An 18,252-nucleotide genomic window follows, 5' to 3' on the forward strand; every position below is an offset into this window, starting at 1 on the left:
CAATAAGAAACCCGCATTAAGCAGGTAAATACTCAGTTTCTTTTTTGGAGTAAACCATTGTCTAAGTATGAGGTGCTTTGTTTATAGCATCAATAGAATTTCTCTTTTTTAGTTTTATAAAATTAACATGATATAGCTATCCAGAACTCTAGATAAGCTTCACACATCAAATAATAGAATGACACCTTGCCCTAAACTTTTAAAATTAGCGTCAGGGCAGGGTAAACAAATCACACGATGTATCATTTACTATTGCTAATTACAATGAGTGTAATACATTGAAAGATGCAAAGAATAAGGCTTTTAAGTGAGGGTTAAACTTTTAATTTTGTATAATCTTTTAAAATATTGGGATGAAAAGTAATTGTCAGATATTAAATTATATTCGCTAAATAAGAGCGTTGTTACACTTGTTAAGACTCAATCTAGTGACTTTGAAGCGCTTGTTGCTATTCGAATTGAAGCAATGTTTGAAAGCCTTAAGCGTCTTGGTCGTTTTGATCGCATACGTGTAAGAGAGCGATTTCGAGAAGGCTTTAATCCTGAGTTTACTCGCTATATAGAAGTTTCTGGTGAACGAGTAGGTTTCGTGGTTGTTAAACCTTATATCGATGGAATGTTACTTGACCATCTCTATATTAAACCAGGTGCACAAGGTATAGGCATAGGTTCTGTAGTTCTTCGTCATATCTTCATGGAGGTGGATGAACTTGGTTTGTCATTGAAAGTAGGAGCTTTAAAAGAGAGTGCTTCAAATCGATTTTATAGTCGTCATGGTTTTCAATTCGTGGAAAGTAGTGAATTTGATAACTACTATGTTCGTCATAATGGACAAAGTGGTTTGGGGGTGGATATTTGACTTAAACTTATTTGTTATTTAGGAAAATAAATAATTTAGAACGAGCGAATGCAGTGCGAATTGATAATGAAAAATTAGATGAAGCATGACCCTTAGATTGAGAGTAGTTCCCTTAAAGACCATTAGGTTTAATGAGAATGTTATTCTTTTGAATTTTCACAATTTAGTAGAATACATTTGCCATCAATTTTACCAACCGAACTTATTGGTTTCGATGTATCTCCATCGTCTAGAGAGATCTCAACAAATAAGTTTTGATCCTCGAAAGATTCCAACTCTTTAATTAATTGTTTGATAGTTTTTCCACGTGTTATCCATTCTGGCTGTTTAGACATATTTTTTCCTGTTATAGATCATTGATACTGTCGCCAAATACAATGAATGTAGTGCTTTAAATGATGCGAAAAACAATGTGTTAGAATGAGACTAAATAAGCTAGAAACTCATTTGAAATTATAGGCTTTAAGCTACACTTTCACTTCTTCTTATTACAGCCGATCACACTGGCATCTGTGATGATATTCTTTTTATCGGTGTACAGAGTGATATTGCAAAAATAATCGATAACAGTCCGATTCTCTGTATATCCAGTTTTCCGATATACAGGTTCGCTACCAACTGGCATTTGGCCAATCACGCCACCACCTCCGACTCCAACCATTGTCGTCTTTTGGCCAATATACTCAACACCTGTCTGCACGAAAACTTTTTCTGGTGTTACATGGGTCTGCACTCGATTCCACCCATAGAAGCCACCACTACCATACGACGATGGACCCAGACCATGATCAGGTTTACCAAATAATTTAAATGCATTACTGGCTGGTTGCCCTACTAGTTTTTGTGCAGCCACTTCGACTTGATTGGGTTTGGAGACCAAGGTAGCGCAAGCGGTGATGGTAAACACCATAAGGGTTACACAACTATATTTGAATAAAGGCATGGAAATGATTCCCGAAATAATGAATGTTATACGCATAATGCAGATTGAGAAATTAATCAATAATGACTAAGTATATAATTTATTCGATTATATCGCTTAATTATAGATAACCTCAACATAGCCTAGTCCTAACTCATAGAATCAGGACTAGCAAAAAATATCGATTTACGATGTTTAGACTATTCAAAAGTACACTCAGTGTATTTCTTCAAGTGTTTCGAAGAAAACGCATTTAAGCCTCTGAGCTTTGGGTTATTGATTTTGAATATTACGCTGATTTAATAAAGGTGTATTTAGATTATTGAATTTTCTCTGATACTCATCATTTGAAATAAGCCCTCGATCTATTGCTTTTTGTAAATACTGAATGTTTTGTTGATTTTGTAGAGACTCTACTGCATTCATATCATTTTTCTTTAAGTAGTATTGAGTCTTTTCATACGTATTCATAGTAGATGTGTTTAATGAGTCTTCTTGAATTTTTACCGCCTTTTCATATCTTTGTTTTTTTGATAATTCTTCTTGTTGTTTTTTAAAATCAAAAAAATCAACTGAAGGAGTGCTTTCAAGTGAAATTTCATTTTGTTCAGAACTAAACATTAATGATCTTTCTTTTGAGTTTTGCTCAGAAAATGCTGGCATAGAATACGATTGCCCACAAAGTATAAAAAGATAAAGGCATTTTTTAATCATTACTAAATTTCTCAGAAAAGATTTTACGTTAAAATAACTAGCAAAGCTTTTGTAGAATATCTTAAAAATGAAAATATAACTATTTAAATTTTGTATAGATGACACATTGGTAAGCATACAGTTGAGTCTAATAAGATCAATCAAAGCAACACAACCATTTCAATGGATAATTGTCTACGCATTAAGGTAGCTCAACTTAACCATATGAAACCCTAGAGGAGTTCGATGAACTACTTTTCTAGATTTATTCAATCTTTTAAGATGTTTTTTCAATTTGTTTTTCTCATAAATTTTACATAATTATAATAAATATTTTGTTGGATTATATTTATGGGATGTATTTTTAATAGAGGTAATTTAAATAAATATTATTTTAAAGATTTCATTTTTTATTGAAAATTCAGTGTTTTTTTATAAATAAGGCTTATATTAGGTTGCAATATGAAATATTTAATCCGTGATGTTTTATTGTATTAAGAATGTGTGATTAACATTGTGATAAATAGATTATTAGAATTTTTATTTTTTAATCAAGTTTTAAAGTTTTAAAGTTTTAAAGTTTTAAAGTTTTAAAGTTTTAAAGTTTTAAAGTTTTAAGGTTTTAAGGTTTTAAGGTTTTAAGGTTTTAAGGTTTTAAGGTTTTAAGGTTTTAAGGTTTTAAGGTTTTAAGGTTTTAAGGTTTTAAGGTTTTAAAGTGGTTTTGATGGTGGGGTGTATTTTATATTTCGCTTAAAAGGTGTAATTGGGTCTTTGTTAAGATTAAAATCACATTAAAAAATTACAAAAATAATAATGCTGTAAACAAATATTAATATATAGTTTTATTATATAAGACATTACTTACATAACTTTGACATAAAGTTAACTTAAATTGTAATGTAAAATTTAAGGATATAAATGATTATAAATTATCGGAAATAACTAGCTTATAAATTATTGATTATTTTGTTGTTGAAATTTTGAGCTTTAAAAATTTTATATCTGATAATTTATAGATCTTTTTTATTTGAAATTATCTTAAACACTTGAGGAATTATTATGAAAATTGCTTTGATTGGTGCAACAGGTATGGCAGGTTCACGTATTTTAGAAGAACTTGTTTCACGTGGTCATTATGTTAAAGCTATTGCACGTGATACACATAAAATACCAGATACGGAACGTGTTTTATCTTTAGATGTTGACTTAAATGATCATGATGCACTCGTAGAAGTACTAAAAGGTCAGGATGCTGTTATAAGCTCAGTTCCTTTCCAAGGATTAGATGCTAATGCATTGATCAATACAATTAGGGATTCAAAAGTTAAACGTTACCTCGTCGTAGGCGGCGCTGGTGGATTAACGCTTCCTAATAAAAATGTACGTTTATTGGATACCGATGATTTTCCTGCTGCTTATAAACCTGAAGCAGAAGCAGCTACAAATTTTCTTGAAAAACTCAAACAAGTTGATGATATCGACTGGACTTTCATATCACCTTCTGCTGAGTTTGCACCTGGCAAACGAACAGGGGAGTTTCGTTTAGGAAAAGATGAACTTATAATAGGTAAAGATGGTAGCAAAATTTCAGCTGAAGATTTTGCAATAGCATTGTCTGATGAAATTGAAAGTAATAACCATATTCATCAACGTTTTACTGTTGGTTATTAAGAAGTGAATGAAAGCCCTCAATTGAGGGCTTTTTTTTATATAAAATCATTAAAATTAATAGTATTAATAAGATTTATAGTTTCTTGAATGAATATTATTTAAATATTTTAAGTGGATTATAAGTGTTTGCAAATTTTATTTTGATTGATTTTTAAATGTTTATATTGAATTGATCTAAATAAATATTATTAAAAAATAATGAAATAATATTTCAATCAAATCAATGCTTTTGAATTTATTTTTATAATTTTAATATATGTTGATACATATAAAGAGTAGCTATTAATAAAGCAAAGGATCATGCTTGATTTTGTCATTAATGTTAATGATAAAAAAAAGGATAATTATTATGTCTAACTCCACTAATCAACCTGGTTCAAATCAAAATAACCAAACATCTAAACAACCTGATAGCGATAAAGGTAATCAACCTCAAAAACAGCAACAAGGAAATCAAGATCAGCAAAATTCTGGTGTTAATCCTAAACAAGATAATAATGCAAAAGAACAGCAGCAAGCTCCTAACACGAAGTAATAATGTCAAAGTATTATCTTATAATTAAAGGGGCGTAAGCCCCTTTAATACATGGAAAATAATTAAATGGGCTCCAAAACAACATTATGATATATGTGAAATATTGTATCAGTATATGAGCTTGCTCATACCAATGATGATGAAATAATAAATAGAGATCTAGATATTAATTATTTTTAGATGTTGATATAGACATGAAGCTGCTACTTTTGAATATTTACACGCATATCTATTTGGTTGAGTAAGTTTTACTGTTGTATAACAGCCACTATTTTAAATAGGTGAAACTATTCCCAATATCTTTTCAGCTATTTCATTACCATTTAAATATGCTCCATGAACAGTACCTGCATATTTCAAACTACAATGCTCGCCAGCGAAGAAAATTTGTTCTCGAATGGGTTTGTGTAATACTTTAACCAGATCATCTGTGTGCTTCAGTGATGGAAAACTAAAGGAACCATAACTATAAGCATCAGAACCCCAACGTGTAATGATGAGCTTCTTAGGCTTATGGGGAATACTGCCGAATTGTTTTTTTAAGCTATTATAAATAAACTGGTATATTTGATTATTCGTTGAATTATCGATAAATTCTGATTGTTTTCCTCCAAACAGCATCAAATAAACTGGTTTTTTATAAATTTCAGATAAGTCTAAAATATTAAAACAGCCAATATCATTCCAATAGAAATCACTTATATGTCTGGCAGGTAGTTTTAATCTAAAAGAAAGCGGTTGTTCTAATTCAAAAAATACTTTATTGAATGAACCAAATCCAATATTTTTAATAGAATTAGCATAGTGATTAGGGAGCAAGGGATAAAATTCGATATGATTTTTTTGTAAAACACCGAGTGGTACAGTAACCACCACACGAGAACCTATGTAAAAATTATTATTGGAATCAATAATTTTTACATAATCATTTTTGCAGATGATTTTTTTTACATCTACATTTAATTTAATATCTAATTTTTTTGAAAGTACATCTATCACTTGATGATAGCCCGTGGGAAATATTACTTCATCTCCTTCAAAATAACCTTCATAATTTTTATAATTTGCTAAAAGTTGGTCAAGATTTGTCGCAAATGGATCATTTGCTATTCGCTCGAAAAAGTTAAATAATATTTTTTTAAGATAACACTCTGAAAATTTGCTACCTGAATAATCTAAAGAAGATATTATTTCTTTAATTGCATTCAGGGCAGATATTGTTTGTGTTTGAGAAAGTAGCATTTCTATTTTTTCTACATGAGATTCAAACTCCTGAACTTCTTGATCAGAAAATAGCAAACCATTTTCATGAAAATATTGAGATTTATAGTAGTTAAATATTTTTGTTTCAATGTGGTTTTCTTGGGTAATTTTCCATATAGGATTACCTTTAATACCATGAATCCATGATGCACCTAAATCAAAAACATCAGAATCAGATTTCAATGAATCTATTCGACCACCTATACGAGATCTGGCTTCAAGTAGGGTAACTTTTTTACCACTTTCTTGTAGTTTTTTAGCGCATGCTATTCCAGCAATACCGGCACCAATAATAATAATCGGAAGATGAATATCGCGATTTTTTAACATAAAATTTATAGTACACTTATACATCCTAAAACTAGGATAATACACCTTATACTTTTTATACAAAATTATTAATATTTTTTTCATTATAAATCAATAGATTGGTTTAATAAGATGCGTATTTCAACCTACAAACATGGCTTTTTATGGTAATTGGAGTCGGACTTGGAGGGCATATATGTAACTTCTGATCAACTTTGATACAAGTTAAGCGATATCTTTAATAAACCTATACATAACTTAAATAATAAATATTTAAATTTTCCTATACTTAGAGACAAGTAATATTATTAGGTTTTAAAATGAAAAACATCATAAGTGTTCCGCTTTTATCAGTTTTAGTATCATTTAGTTCACTATCTGCATTTGCTAAAACTTCTCAAGAATCTATAACCTTTTCCAAAGGTACAGATCAAAAAACACAGACAGGAAGTTTTAAGGGATATGATGATATTCAATATAAAATTTATGCAAAAAAAGGACAAGTTCTTAAATTTAAAATAAACAGTAATAAAAATTTAGCAAATATTAATTTTTTCTCTCCTAATAGTAAGCCGGGTAGGGATGAGGCAATTTTTATTGGTTCTACTGGTGGTCAAGTTGGTGAGCTTATTTTACCTTTGAGTGGTGAATACACAATACAAGTTTATCAGATGCGTAATAGTGCTCGCCAAAATCAGAAAGTTAATTTTCAACTTAATATTCAGATTCAAAATGAACTTAAACATGCTGCTAGGTGATCTTTTTAAGGCATAAAAATCCAATAATTTAAAGTATATAGTAGGTATAGAATTTATATTAATATGATATTGAAAGTACATTATAGATTTAATTTATCTACATAATGCATGATTGAAAACTAATCTTATTTCTACTAGAATACAAAAACTTCATTGGCAAGTAGCCGCTTTTTACTCAGGTAAAGAGGTGATGATCAATATAATTGCTCAAATGGGCATGGTCATCCTAGCAAAGAACTAAAAGATCTTTCGAGTATATATTTCTTTTTGCTGGCAAGACCTTTGATTTATGACTCTGCTCTGGCTAGAAAGAGTGACAAATCATTGGTAATTATTGCTAGCCAGAGAAATTATTATGCTATCCGCTTTGCTAATATCTCGTTCCGTATTTGCTTTATCCGAAATTGGGGATAAAACCCTATTATTGGCGTTACTACTTTCAGCTCGACTCCAAAAGCCTACTCCTATTCTTGTCGCTATATTTCTCGCAACATTACTAAAACATGGTGTTTCAGCTGTTTTAGGGCAGTGGATTACTACTGTTCTTAGTCCTACATTATTGTTTGGATAGCTTCTGTGGGATTTATCGGTATGGCTGTATGGATGCTTATTCCAGATGAACTAGGCGATGAATCCGAAAGTATTAAAAATGGCAAAAATATGGCATCTTTGGTGCAAGCTTTATACTTTTCTTTTTGCAGAAATTGGTGATAAAACTCAATTAGCTATGGTGGCTTTAGCAGCGCGTTTTGACAGCATAGCCTGAGTAACTATAGGGAAGAGTTTGGGGATAATGTTAGTGAATGCTCCTACAGTTATCATTGGAAATAAGCTTGCTGGAAAACTTCCTATTCCATTAATTCATGAAATTGGCATACTTGTCTTTTTATTTATTTGGATCACTGTACTCATTCAATATTACTTTTTCTAACTATAATGAGGCGATTTAAACTAATGCCCATATATTGGCACCGCTTATTTTTTACTTTGTATCTACTTACTCCGCCACTTATTACTTTACTGCTATTGGGTTTAGCAGGTAACTGGTCGGATAGTGTACGATTGGCACTTTTATCACTACCAGGTTGCTGGCTGTGTTTTCAAGCGACCCAAAAATCAAACTTAGTGTGGAATTTTTTTTCCATACTTTGGTGGTTTATCTTTATATTTCATACAAGTTTACTTTCAGTAAGTTGGCTATTGTTCAATAGTGATGCTGAAGCATATACAGTTGTAGAATCTATTGCGAATACAACATTTAATGAAAGTTTAGAGTTTTTTCATCTACATGTGGTTTTTTTTACGCTCTTTATTGGCTTTATTTTAATTGCTCTAATTTTATATTTTTCTATATTATTTAAATATTTTAATAAAACAGATTTACATGATCAGCAAGTAAACCGAGTGGGACGCTATGCTGTAGGTTTGTTAATATTACTATGTATAGTGAGTTATGCGTTTAAGCCTTCAATTGCTTTACATCCATTACTTTTTTGGTATGGATATTATGGCAATATTGCAGACTTCAAACTCCGTATTTTACAGCATGATAAAATACATAAAGAATGGACCCTTAATGCAAAAAAGAGGTTGATTGTTGATGGTAAATTTAATAAAAAACAGATACATACGATTGTTTTAACAGATAGTATTACAAGTTTTAATTTTGGATTATGTGGTTATCCAAGAAATACAACACCTGAACTAACTAAACGTAGTGATCAGTTCAAAGTATTTTGTCGTGGATACGCACCTGCATCTTCTACTATTCAATCTTTACGTTATTTATTTAATGATGGTACACGGGATGTAATGGATGATAATGCGCCAGAAAATATCATGGCATATGCAAAGGCTGCAGGTTTTAAAGTTTACTGGATTAGTAACCAAGACGATGTTTATATTTCTTCGCTTTTTGCAGCTTATGCAGATAAAGCAGTATTTATAAATAAGAAATCAGGCCGTAGTAATACTTCATTAGATGAAAAGATTCTTCCTGCATATAAAATTGCTTTAAATGATCCAGAACCTCGTAAATTTATAATTCTACATCTTATTGGTTCACATCCGAATTATAAAATGCGCTATCCAGAACAATTTTCTAAATTTAGCGATTATTCAAATGATGAAGTAGAAGAAAAACTTGAAAAAAATGAGATAAGCCATTTAATCCAACTGAAGCGAAATGAATATGATAACAGCATACTTTACCAAGACTGGATTGTTTCAAAGCTGTTTGACCTTCTAACTTCCACACAATCAGATTTTAGATCTTTTACCTTTTTATCAGATCATGGTAATGAAGTTGGACATGATCAGAACTATGCTGGACATAGTGCAAGTACCGAGGCTGGATATCGTGTTCCCATTGTTATTTGGTATGATCAAATGCCAACTAAAGGTATAAGAAGTGAAAGACCAATTGATGCTGGTGATTTAGATCGTTATATATTACATCTAATGGGGGGACATGACAGGTTAGATCGTAAAGAACAACTATGTTGGTTAGATCAAACCTGTAAATTTTTACCTGGCTTACTTTGGCATTAGCTAAAATAATCCAAGACATTGTTTGTGCTTTAAGCGGGTTTTTGGGTAAGTTGATAGTTTTTATTGAAATTAGATGGTCTTTAATAAGTATAGGAGTGTATCAACTCGTCACTATATTTCTTAATGGTTGGTATTTTCTTATTGCTGTCTTTTATTTTGTTGTTTTAAATGGAATAAATAGATAATGGTCATATCAGTGTCATGTTCTTTGATTAGTTTGCCTGCATTCAACCTAATATGATATTTCAATGATGAAACCATTTAAAATTAAATATTCTCTAATCATTTGTTTCTATTCAGGAATTTTTTTAACAGCCTGCAATAATGATCATGATGATAATTCAGCTGTTGTAGTACCACCCAAGGCAGATACATCACTATATTTACAGACTAAACAACCCTATCAACCTCAGCAGAAACTAAGCAGTTATGAAGCAACACCCGTTGGTTATCATGCAGTTTTTACAGAATTAGTTGCTCGACATGGTTCACGAGGTTTATCGAGTATTAAATATGATTTAGCTTTATACAACATGTGGTTAAAAGCAAAACAGGAAAATGCTTTAACGCCATTGGGTGAACAATTGGGTACCGATTTAGAAGCTATGATGAAAGCCAATATTCTATTGGGTTATGGGGTAGAAGGTATACGTCAGTATGGCTATGGCAACGAAACTTCTGTGGGTATTAAAGAGCATCAGGGTATTGCAGATCGTTTATTACTACGCTTACCACAATTATTTAATCAAGCTAGCCAACAAGGTAAATCTGTACAAGTCATCAGCTCGGGTGTGGATCGAGCGGTGGACAGTGCTAAATTTTTTACCCATGAATTATTGAAACAGCAACCGAGTTTAAAAACTGTAATTACACCAGCAAGTTATCAAAGTCTCAACAGTATCTCTATACCAAGTATTGTTGATGGTGGGGTAAATCGCTTTCATCTGTATTTTCATAGTTTAAATGTACAAGACGATTTGACCAATGTTAAAACGGATTTAGACAAAACAGTCTATGCTGCTAGCTTAAAATATCAAGATTTTGAAGAGAACGATCCAGACTTAAAACAAAAAATTAAAGCATTGAGTGCAGATCCTAATGCGCAAAAAATCGCAACAGATGTATTAAGCCCAATTTTTAAAACAGCGTTTATTCAAAAAATTGGTCAAACTGGCTATAGCTTTAGTAATTCAGGATCATTCACTGTAACAAGTCCAAAAGGAGAACAGATTACTGAAAAAGGAAAAGGTAAAAATACTATTGCCAGTGCAGTAGATGCTGCGGCTTATGTGTACGAGTTGTATTCAATCACCGATGGAATGCAAGACGAGCTTGGTGCGACCCACTTTAAAAAATATATGCCTATCAAAGCGGCTAAGTTTTATGCGCAATATAATGATGCCAATGATTTTTATAGTAAAGGCCCAAGCTTTGATACAGGAAAAGCTGTAACAACAGATATTGCCAAATCACTTAAACAGGATTTATTTAAACAAGTTGATGATATTATGAGCAACACACAAAAGAATGTTGCTGTATTAAGATTTGCTCATGCTGAAATCATTATCCCTTTAGCAACTAGCTTAGAGTTAAAGGGGATGATGCAATCAGTGCCCTTGACACAGACGTTTAATTATTCAAATAGCGCATGGCGTGGTGAAGATATCTCACCGATGGCAGCAAACTTACAGTGGGATATTTATCAAAATTCGCAAGGGCAGACTTTGTTAAAAATGCTCTATAACGAAAAAGAGATTGCTTTTAAAAAAGATTGTGATTATGCCCGCTATAAAGCAAACAGCTATTATTATGATTATTTAAAGTTGAAACAATGTTATAATATTCAATAGATTGCTATAAAATTTTAGGGGAACTGGTTTCTCCTTTTTGATCGGTTTATAAAAGGAACACTGTGAAATACCAGCAACATACTATTCAAGCTGCTATTTTTGATATGGACGGTACGATGCTGGACACTGAAAGGCTTAGGTTTAATGTATTAAAACAAGCGTCGTTGGAAATTATCGGTGTAGAGTTTAGCTTAGATTATTTGATGCAATGTTTAGGGCTTAATGCGTTAAGCTCAGAACATTTAGCGCAAAAGTTTTATGGTCAACATATCCCTTACCAGCACATTCGGCAGCGTGCTGAACAAATTGAACTTGATATAGTTTTGTCGCAAGGCGTACCAGTGAAAGCTGGAGTTTTAGAAATATTAGCTTATTTGCAATCTCAAAATATCCTATTGGCTGTCGCTACATCTAGTACCCGAAAAATTGCTGAAAAATATTTAAAACTTGCAAAAATTGATCATTATTTTACCTTGTTGGTCTGTGGCGATGGCGTGATACAAGGTAAACCACATCCAGAAATTTTTAACAAAGCCTGCACCTTATTAAATCTAAATCCGCAACACAGCTTGATGATTGAAGATTCTGAAAATGGGATTACTTCAGCAGATTTGGCTGGGGGAGTCACGATTTTGATTGAGGATATTAAAGCGCCGAATCAGGTCATGCTGGCGAGAGCAGATTACTATTTTGAATCTATGTTGGATTTTTATCAGGCAATCATAAAATCTGACTGAATAAAATTCATTTTCAATTGAACAACACTCAGTCAATTCAAGATTTAAACATGATGATTACGTGCTTTAATAGAAGCATTAAAATTAATGTGAATTTGATGTGTTTTTAGATTCTCAAAGTTTAACAACTCCAACTGAGACACATAATTATCCTGAGTGGCACAAAGGGAGAAAACACTACGCCTTATGGTACGTCGAAATTCATCATCCCGAATTATTAGCTTATTTAAATGATTTAACAGAAAAATTCTCAAACTATTTGTTGCAACCCAACACACGCCAATTTCATATCACATTGTATATTTGTGGCTTTCTAAAAAAAAATAAAATGCAATTTGATGATGATTTTATTCAAAGCAAATTTCAACAACAGCTTAAAATTCTGACCCAAAACCAGCCAAATAGTTTTAAATTAACGACAGGAAAAATAAATAGTTTTAGTAGTGCTTTGTTTATAGAAATTCAAGATCATGAAAATAGCCTAAGCAATATTAGACAGTTATTATCCTATTCAAGCCAAGAAATTGCTGCATTACATTATTATCCACATATTACCTTAGGTCTGTATTCAACAGAGATTAGAGCACAAGAAATATTCAAAGCTATCGAAACGATTGATCAAAAAAGTTTTGAAATTAGCGTTGATCGGCTTAATTTTGGTATATATCAAGCGCAAGTCTTACAAGGGCCTTTAGCCACGTTACATCAGCTTATACTCAATCCGAAAAAAACAGATGGATCTTGGGAGTGGAATTCATGTTGCAATTAATCCTTGGCGGCGCGCGTTCAGGAAAAAGTAAATTAGCTGAAAAGATCGCGAAAGACTCAAATCTAAAGGTCATTTATATTGCTACGGCCCAAGCTTGGGATGATGAAATGCAACAACGTATTTCACACCATCAGTCACAACGACCTAATGAATGGCGGCTGATTGAAGAACCACTCTATCTAGCAGATTGTTTAAAACAAATAGATCAAGAAAAGCAAGTGATTTTGGTAGATTGCTTAACCTTATGGATGAGTAATTTATTGATGCATGAGGACACAAATATGCAACGCATTGAATGTGAAAAATTGCTTAAAAACTTACCTAAATTAGAGTCTGAAATTGTTTTAGTCAGTAATGAAACTGGGCTAGGTGTTATACCAATGGGTGAAATAACCCGAAAATTTGTTGATGAATCAGGACGTTTACATCAACTATTAGGTCAAATTGCTGATAAAGTAGTGTTTTGCGTCGCAGGTTTTCCGATGTTATTAAAAGGATAAATATTGTGATTACTATCATACAAATTTGAGCATTTTAACGATTAATAATGAATTTTTAAAATATGAGATGGAGAGTAACAATGAATTGGTGGTTAGAAGCATGTAAAGTACCAAATGCAGAAACAAAACAACAGGCTGAAGAACGTCAATTACAATTGACCAAGCCAACAGGCTCACTGTCTGTTTTGGAAAATGTCGCCGTGCAATTGGCTGCTTTGCAAAGTAACCCAAAACCGAATGTAGACAAACCTTGGATCACGATTTTTGCAGGCGATCATGGGGTAATGGCTGAAAATATTTCAGCATATCCACAAGCAGTAACTCGTCAAATGCTGCAAAACTTTGCAACGGGTGGCGCGTGTATCAGTGTGATTGCTAAAGAATATGCTGCCACTTTACAAGTCATTGATTGTGGTACAGTGGGTGAAGTTTACCAATATCAAGGGGTTGAGCGTCACAGTATCGCTCAAGGGACTGCCAATTTTGCTCAACAAGTGGCAATGACTGAGCAACAATGTCAGCAAGCCATGGCGCTGGGGCGTGAGAGTGTAGCAAAAGCCATTGCACAAGGTGCTTCAATTTACATTGCTGGAGAAATGGGGATTGGCAATACCTGTTCAGCTTCAGCGATTGCATGTTTCTTATTAAATGAGCCCGCTGAGCAACTGACAGGTGTAGGCACGGGGATTCGTGCTGATCAGTTGATTCATAAAAAAAATATCATTCAGAATTCACTTGAATTACATAAAAATTATGTTAAAAATGATGCATTTAAAGTTTTGTGTGCTGTAGGTGGCTTAGAAATTGCTGCAATGACAGGAGCTTATATTCGTTGTGCTCAACTCGGCGTTCCTGTAATTGTTGATGGTTTTATTAGTTCTGTGGCGGCATTAGTCGCGGTACGACTCAATCCTGAAGTTCGACAATGGATGTTGTTTGGTCATCAGTCTGCTGAATATGGACACCAGCGTCTATTACAAGAATTGAATGCTGATCCATTATTAAAGCTTAATTTACGTTTAGGGGAAGGCAGTGGTGCGGGTGCTGCCTTGGGGGTGATTAAGTTGGCATGCAGTTTACATAACAACATGGCAACCTTTGCAGAAGCAGCTGTGATTGGCCAGAAAGTTTAAATTTATTCATAATTCAAAAAGAGCATATGCATGAAACTGAGGATTGATCTATTACGTCATGGGGAAACTACGCTGAATCATACTTTGCGTGGTTCGACTGATGACGAATTGACGGAATTGGGCTGGCAACAAATGCACCAGACCATTTCTTATGATCAATCTTCTGTGCAAACGAACTGGGATTTTATGTTTAGCTCGCCCCTTAAGCGCTGTTTTTCATTTGCACAGTCACTTTCTGAACAAGTAAAAATACCTCTAATGCAGGATCATCGATTACAAGAAATACATTTTGGTGATTGGGAAGGCATTTCAACACAGCAGATTTATGAAAAGTCCCCAGAGTTATTGGAAAATTTTTGGCAATCTCCGACACATTTTACCCCGCCAAATGCTGAAAGATATTTAGATTTTCAGTATCGAATTAAGCAAGCATTACAAGCAATCAAAGAGCAGATGTTGATTAGCCAAAGCCAAACTGCTTTGATTGTGACGCATGGTGGTGTGATTAAGCTTTTAAAATGTATTGCACTAAAGCAATCTCTTGATGATATTTTAAAAATGTCAGCAGAACTTGGGCAATTAAATCGGTTTATATTGGACAGTGAAACCATGCAGTTAGAGTTATTGGAGAGCAATAAATGACCCCATTTTTGATTGCATTGCAATTTCTAACGGTTTTCCCTGTTCATTTAAAAAATATGCCTTCGCCAAAACAAAATGGTCAGTCACTGCTATTTTATCCAGTGATTGGGCTTTTGATTGGTTTGGTTCTGTTTGCCGTTGCCAGTTTTCTACATGTTTTACCTGTTGTTTTACTCAGTACTATTATTCTAGTCCTCTGGATTTTACTCACTGGTGGTTTACATTTAGATGGTTTAGCCGATACTGCGGATGCTTGGGTCGGTGGCTTTGGTGATAAAGAAAATACTTTAAGAATTATGAAAGACCCAGCATGTGGACCATTTGGTGTGCTGAGTTTAATTGTTATCTGCTTGATTAAGTGGTCTGCACTGTATGTGTTATTACAAGAGCAATACTATACTGCTTTGATTCTATTTCCTATTTTAGGGCGTTTAACACCATTATTTTTATTTCTAACCACTGAATATGTCCGTGAAAAGGGTTTAGGTTGGTCTATTGCTCAATATATTCCTAAAACTTGGGCAATGATCATTTTTGGTATTAGTTTATTGGGTGCAGGTTATTTTGTCTGGGTAGGTTTAGTGACCGCGACGATTTTTATTTTGACCTTAATTTATCTTCGCTATAAATTTATTCAACGAATTGATGGCATTACGGGTGACACCATTGGTGCAAGTATAGAAATCGCAGAAACCGTCTGTTTACTCTGTTTTATCATTTGTGGTTTTTATATTTAAGCAGATTAAGAAAAACCGAAGTTTCTAAACTTCGGTTTTTAAATGGATCACTTATTTATGTTTATTTACTCATTATTTATTGGCAAGTAACTTATAAGAGTTTGATTTATATATGTATTTATTCCAATGAAAATTAGAATTTTTTCTCGACACTGAACAAGAAACTTGGAATAGCATCATTGACTCGAGCTTCATATAAACTACCATCACTTTGATTATTTAAACGCTCTTTATAATCTGTACTCAAAATATTACGAGCACTCAGTGTTGTTGCCCAAGCTTTAGGGAAGCGTTTTGTTGCACTAATATCGACATTTACACGTTCGTTACTTGTACGATCATAGGCAAGATTATCTAGAGCACGAGTAAATTCTGGCGTGTAAGTAAGATTAATACTGGTCGCTAACTGCCAAGGCTGGTAATTGTATGAAACGCCTGTACTAGCTGTATAAGGTGCAACATCACTGGCTAAACGAGTATTGTGATCGGTATCTTCGATTTTGGCGCGTACCGTCGATAATTGTCCATTCAACATAAATGAATGACCATTTTCAGTTTGTTTTAAAGCATAACGACCGGAAACTTCTACACCATAGGTTGTTGCTTGGTCTTGATTATATGGACGCTCAACAAAACGTGTACCTTCTTGACGAATCACTTTTTCGATATAGTCATCAATATCTCGATGAAAAGCCGTAATATTTATACCTCCTGTAGTAGTGTTATAACCCAAGGTCGTTTCCAGTGCAGTGATTTTTTCAGGTCGAAGATTGGGATTACCACCACGGTCTGGGTTATTGATAGAACCTGCATCAGCATCAGTTGAAATGGAAACAGTCGGCATGAGATTGTTACTATTTGGACTTTTATAGGCGCGACTAATATTGGTTTGCAAAGACCATTGATCGTTGAAGTCTAAACGATGTGCAAGCACAGGACTTAGGCTTTGATCACTATAACCAACCAAGCCTGAACGTTCTAACCATTCCTGACGCACACCCACGGTAAGCGTTTGACGTTTTGAAAATTTTAAACTGCCTTCCAAATAAAGTGCATAACGTTGCTCATCTAATGTATCAGCAATATTGCTTGCTAGCTCATTGTCACGCGCATCAAGTCCAAATTTTACTTGTTTACTTTCATCAAACTTGCGTACCCCATCATAAGCTAAACCGTATTCATTCACAGTTTCATCAATATAAGAACTGTATTGATTGGAACGAGTGGATTCAGTTTCATTTTGTTTTTCAATAGACAAGCGGACTTTGTCTGAGTCACCTTTATCTTTACGCTCATAACGGGTGTTTAAACGAATACTGTCATTTTTATCATTTTGAACTTGATTACTGCTAGAGCCATCACTTTCATTCTTACGATAAAAAATTTCTGAAACCAGTTTTCGTTGATCATCAATTTGATATTCAATACGTGGTGCAAACATGGTATTAGTACGATTGGTACTGCGTATTTGTTGGCGTGTACCATTTATATTTTCAATTTCTGTGCTTGTTTTACTGTCATTCCACATTTGATTGGATGAAACACTATAAATCCATGCACCATCACGCCCATCTGCTTGGACACTGATATTTTTACGTTGTTCTTCTTTTTGATCGGATTGGGTGATGCCATATCCTAATTTAACATTGCCACTGATTCGAGCATTGTCTAAGGGTTCTTTTAAAATGATATTGATCACTGCGGATGAGGCAACTGAGGCTTGAGCTACACTAGGTTGTTTGGTGATTTCAATTTGTTCAATCATTTCAGGCGTAATCGAGTCAACAATAGATATACCACCGCGTGGTCCACCTTGCACAGCTTCCCCATTAATCAAAAATACTGGTGCGCCACCACCACGAAAACGCATGCTGCCTGAACCGCTTGATCCACGCGGTCCTTGTCCAAATGTTGGCATTTGAAAACCTGCTGCACGTCTTAAAGCATCATTGACCGATTGATCGCCAAATTGTAGCATTTCTTCACGTGTCACAATGGTTTTAGCTACCGCACTGATATCAGGATCTTTAGCAGGTGTTTGTTCCGCTGCAAAAACTAAGGTTTTTAATTGTTGAGGTGATTCAGTTTCTTGATGTTGAGTCGTTTCAGTAGTTTTATTTGTAGATGTCGTTTCATCATTTGCAAGGCTTGCAGAGGTGATAGCGCATATTGTAAGGCTTAAAGTACTCAATGTACCCCAGTAAAGTTTTCTACGGTGAATGTTGCATCGTTCCATTTATGTAATTTCGCGTAAGATTAGCGCACAATTATGTAGAAATTTTGAGGAAAAGTGCATGGATAAAAAATAAATTTAATACTTAAAC

At 33.6% G+C, this 18,252-nt stretch carries 19 protein-coding genes; 14 read left to right on the top strand and 5 right to left on the bottom strand.

The window, feature by feature from the left end; genetic code table 11:
- Nucleotides 1-466 precede the first annotated feature (466 nt).
- Nucleotides 467-859 (top strand): GNAT family N-acetyltransferase, encoded by a 393-nt coding sequence (locus ACG916_RS04835; protein ID WP_419327265.1) that lies wholly within the window; start codon nucleotides 467-469, stop codon nucleotides 857-859.
- A gap of 140 nt (nucleotides 860-999) precedes the next feature.
- On the opposite strand, the gene ACG916_RS04840 is transcribed toward ACG916_RS04835, so the two are convergent.
- From ACG916_RS04840 to ACG916_RS04850, 3 genes are all read right to left on the bottom strand, one after another.
- Nucleotides 1,000-1,194, bottom strand: coding sequence for a hypothetical protein (locus ACG916_RS04840; RefSeq protein WP_336950987.1), 195 nt, complete (start codon nucleotides 1,192-1,194; stop codon nucleotides 1,000-1,002).
- A gap of 140 nt (nucleotides 1,195-1,334) precedes the next feature.
- Nucleotides 1,335-1,739 (bottom strand): hypothetical protein, encoded by a 405-nt coding sequence (locus tag ACG916_RS04845; protein ID WP_419327264.1) that lies wholly within the window; start codon nucleotides 1,737-1,739, stop codon nucleotides 1,335-1,337.
- A 315-nt stretch (nucleotides 1,740-2,054) separates the two neighbouring features.
- Nucleotides 2,055-2,444, bottom strand: a complete 390-nt coding sequence (locus tag ACG916_RS04850) for a hypothetical protein (protein ID WP_419330358.1) — start codon at nucleotides 2,442-2,444, stop codon at nucleotides 2,055-2,057.
- Nucleotides 2,445-3,533: 1,089 nt separating this feature from the next.
- Here ACG916_RS04850 and ACG916_RS04855 point away from each other — a divergent pair.
- Both ACG916_RS04855 and ACG916_RS04860 read left to right on the top strand, forming a co-directional pair.
- The gene (locus tag ACG916_RS04855; RefSeq protein ID WP_419327263.1) at nucleotides 3,534-4,145 is read left to right on the top strand and encodes an NAD(P)-dependent oxidoreductase; all 612 of its coding nucleotides are present in this window, start codon (nucleotides 3,534-3,536) and stop codon (nucleotides 4,143-4,145) included.
- A gap of 349 nt (nucleotides 4,146-4,494) precedes the next feature.
- Nucleotides 4,495-4,680 carry a hypothetical protein gene (locus ACG916_RS04860; RefSeq protein WP_419327262.1) on the top strand — a complete coding sequence of 62 codons (186 nt, stop codon included), beginning with the start codon at nucleotides 4,495-4,497 and terminating at the stop codon, nucleotides 4,678-4,680.
- 273 nt (nucleotides 4,681-4,953) lie between these two features.
- Here the strand turns inward: ACG916_RS04860 and ACG916_RS04865 are convergent, their stop codons facing one another.
- On the bottom strand, nucleotides 4,954-6,273 hold the full coding sequence (locus ACG916_RS04865; RefSeq protein ID WP_419327261.1) for an NAD(P)/FAD-dependent oxidoreductase: 1,320 nt from the start codon (nucleotides 6,271-6,273) through the stop codon (nucleotides 4,954-4,956).
- Nucleotides 6,274-6,572: 299 nt separating this feature from the next.
- Between ACG916_RS04865 and ACG916_RS04870 the strand changes: the two genes are divergently transcribed.
- From ACG916_RS04870 to ACG916_RS04920, 11 genes are all read left to right on the top strand, one after another.
- A complete protein-coding gene (locus ACG916_RS04870) occupies nucleotides 6,573-7,010 on the top strand; it encodes a DNA breaking-rejoining protein (protein ID WP_419327260.1) in 438 nt (145 codons plus the stop codon).
- 355 nt (nucleotides 7,011-7,365) lie between these two features.
- A complete protein-coding gene (locus ACG916_RS04875) occupies nucleotides 7,366-7,581 on the top strand; it encodes a TMEM165/GDT1 family protein (RefSeq protein ID WP_419327259.1) in 216 nt (71 codons plus the stop codon).
- Between the two features lie 57 nt (nucleotides 7,582-7,638).
- A complete protein-coding gene (locus ACG916_RS04880; RefSeq protein WP_419327258.1) occupies nucleotides 7,639-7,776 on the top strand; it encodes a TMEM165/GDT1 family protein in 138 nt (45 codons plus the stop codon).
- 296 nt (nucleotides 7,777-8,072) lie between these two features.
- A complete protein-coding gene (locus tag ACG916_RS04885; RefSeq protein ID WP_419378804.1) occupies nucleotides 8,073-9,560 on the top strand; it encodes a phosphoethanolamine transferase in 1,488 nt (495 codons plus the stop codon).
- A 251-nt stretch (nucleotides 9,561-9,811) separates the two neighbouring features.
- Nucleotides 9,812-11,410 carry a histidine-type phosphatase gene (locus ACG916_RS04890; protein WP_419327361.1) on the top strand — a complete coding sequence of 533 codons (1,599 nt, stop codon included), beginning with the start codon at nucleotides 9,812-9,814 and terminating at the stop codon, nucleotides 11,408-11,410.
- A gap of 62 nt (nucleotides 11,411-11,472) precedes the next feature.
- Nucleotides 11,473-12,147, top strand: a complete 675-nt coding sequence (locus tag ACG916_RS04895; RefSeq protein WP_419327256.1) for an HAD family hydrolase — start codon at nucleotides 11,473-11,475, stop codon at nucleotides 12,145-12,147.
- 100 nt (nucleotides 12,148-12,247) lie between these two features.
- Entirely contained in the window at nucleotides 12,248-12,916 is a 669-nt protein-coding gene (locus tag ACG916_RS04900) for a 2'-5' RNA ligase family protein (protein ID WP_419327255.1), read from the top strand.
- Nucleotides 12,904-13,416: a bifunctional adenosylcobinamide kinase/adenosylcobinamide-phosphate guanylyltransferase gene (cobU, locus tag ACG916_RS04905; protein WP_336950998.1), complete on the top strand. Its 513-nt coding sequence runs from the start codon at nucleotides 12,904-12,906 to the stop codon at nucleotides 13,414-13,416. The genes ACG916_RS04900 and cobU overlap by 13 nt, the downstream gene beginning before the upstream one ends.
- Before the next feature lie 80 nt (nucleotides 13,417-13,496).
- On the top strand, nucleotides 13,497-14,549 hold the full coding sequence (cobT, locus tag ACG916_RS04910; protein WP_419327253.1) for a nicotinate-nucleotide--dimethylbenzimidazole phosphoribosyltransferase: 1,053 nt from the start codon (nucleotides 13,497-13,499) through the stop codon (nucleotides 14,547-14,549).
- Nucleotides 14,550-14,579: 30 nt separating this feature from the next.
- Nucleotides 14,580-15,191: a histidine phosphatase family protein gene (locus ACG916_RS04915; RefSeq protein ID WP_336951000.1), complete on the top strand. Its 612-nt coding sequence runs from the start codon at nucleotides 14,580-14,582 to the stop codon at nucleotides 15,189-15,191.
- Entirely contained in the window at nucleotides 15,188-15,928 is a 741-nt protein-coding gene (locus ACG916_RS04920; RefSeq protein WP_419327252.1) for an adenosylcobinamide-GDP ribazoletransferase, read from the top strand. Before ACG916_RS04915 ends, ACG916_RS04920 begins: the two co-directional genes overlap by 4 nt.
- A gap of 133 nt (nucleotides 15,929-16,061) precedes the next feature.
- Here the strand turns inward: ACG916_RS04920 and ACG916_RS04925 are convergent, their stop codons facing one another.
- Entirely contained in the window at nucleotides 16,062-18,164 is a 2,103-nt protein-coding gene (locus tag ACG916_RS04925) for a TonB-dependent receptor plug domain-containing protein (RefSeq protein WP_419330362.1), read from the bottom strand.
- Nucleotides 18,165-18,252 lie beyond the last annotated feature (88 nt).

The sequence above is a fragment of the Acinetobacter legionensis genome (assembly GCF_048552295.1).
GTDB lineage: Bacteria > Pseudomonadota > Gammaproteobacteria > Pseudomonadales > Moraxellaceae > Acinetobacter.

Coding starts and splice junctions, on each gene's coding strand:
- ACG916_RS04835 (WP_419327265.1), top strand. CDS start 467: ATGTTTGAAAGCCTTAAGCGTCTTGGTCGTTTTGATCGCATACGTGTA.
- ACG916_RS04840 (WP_336950987.1), bottom strand. CDS start 1,194: ATGTCTAAACAGCCAGAATGGATAACACGTGGAAAAACTATCAAACAA.
- ACG916_RS04850 (WP_419330358.1), bottom strand. CDS start 2,444: ATGCCAGCATTTTCTGAGCAAAACTCAAAAGAAAGATCATTAATGTTT.
- ACG916_RS04855 (WP_419327263.1), top strand. CDS start 3,534: ATGAAAATTGCTTTGATTGGTGCAACAGGTATGGCAGGTTCACGTATT.
- ACG916_RS04860 (WP_419327262.1), top strand. CDS start 4,495: ATGTCTAACTCCACTAATCAACCTGGTTCAAATCAAAATAACCAAACA.
- ACG916_RS04865 (WP_419327261.1), bottom strand. CDS start 6,273: ATGTTAAAAAATCGCGATATTCATCTTCCGATTATTATTATTGGTGCC.
- ACG916_RS04870 (WP_419327260.1), top strand. CDS start 6,573: ATGAAAAACATCATAAGTGTTCCGCTTTTATCAGTTTTAGTATCATTT.
- ACG916_RS04875 (WP_419327259.1), top strand. CDS start 7,366: ATGCTATCCGCTTTGCTAATATCTCGTTCCGTATTTGCTTTATCCGAA.
- ACG916_RS04880 (WP_419327258.1), top strand. CDS start 7,639: ATGAATCCGAAAGTATTAAAAATGGCAAAAATATGGCATCTTTGGTGC.
- ACG916_RS04890 (WP_419327361.1), top strand. CDS start 9,812: ATGAAACCATTTAAAATTAAATATTCTCTAATCATTTGTTTCTATTCA.
- cobU (WP_336950998.1), top strand. CDS start 12,904: ATGTTGCAATTAATCCTTGGCGGCGCGCGTTCAGGAAAAAGTAAATTA.
- cobT (WP_419327253.1), top strand. CDS start 13,497: ATGAATTGGTGGTTAGAAGCATGTAAAGTACCAAATGCAGAAACAAAA.
- ACG916_RS04915 (WP_336951000.1), top strand. CDS start 14,580: ATGAAACTGAGGATTGATCTATTACGTCATGGGGAAACTACGCTGAAT.
- ACG916_RS04920 (WP_419327252.1), top strand. CDS start 15,188: ATGACCCCATTTTTGATTGCATTGCAATTTCTAACGGTTTTCCCTGTT.
- ACG916_RS04925 (WP_419330362.1), bottom strand. CDS start 18,164: ATGGAACGATGCAACATTCACCGTAGAAAACTTTACTGGGGTACATTG.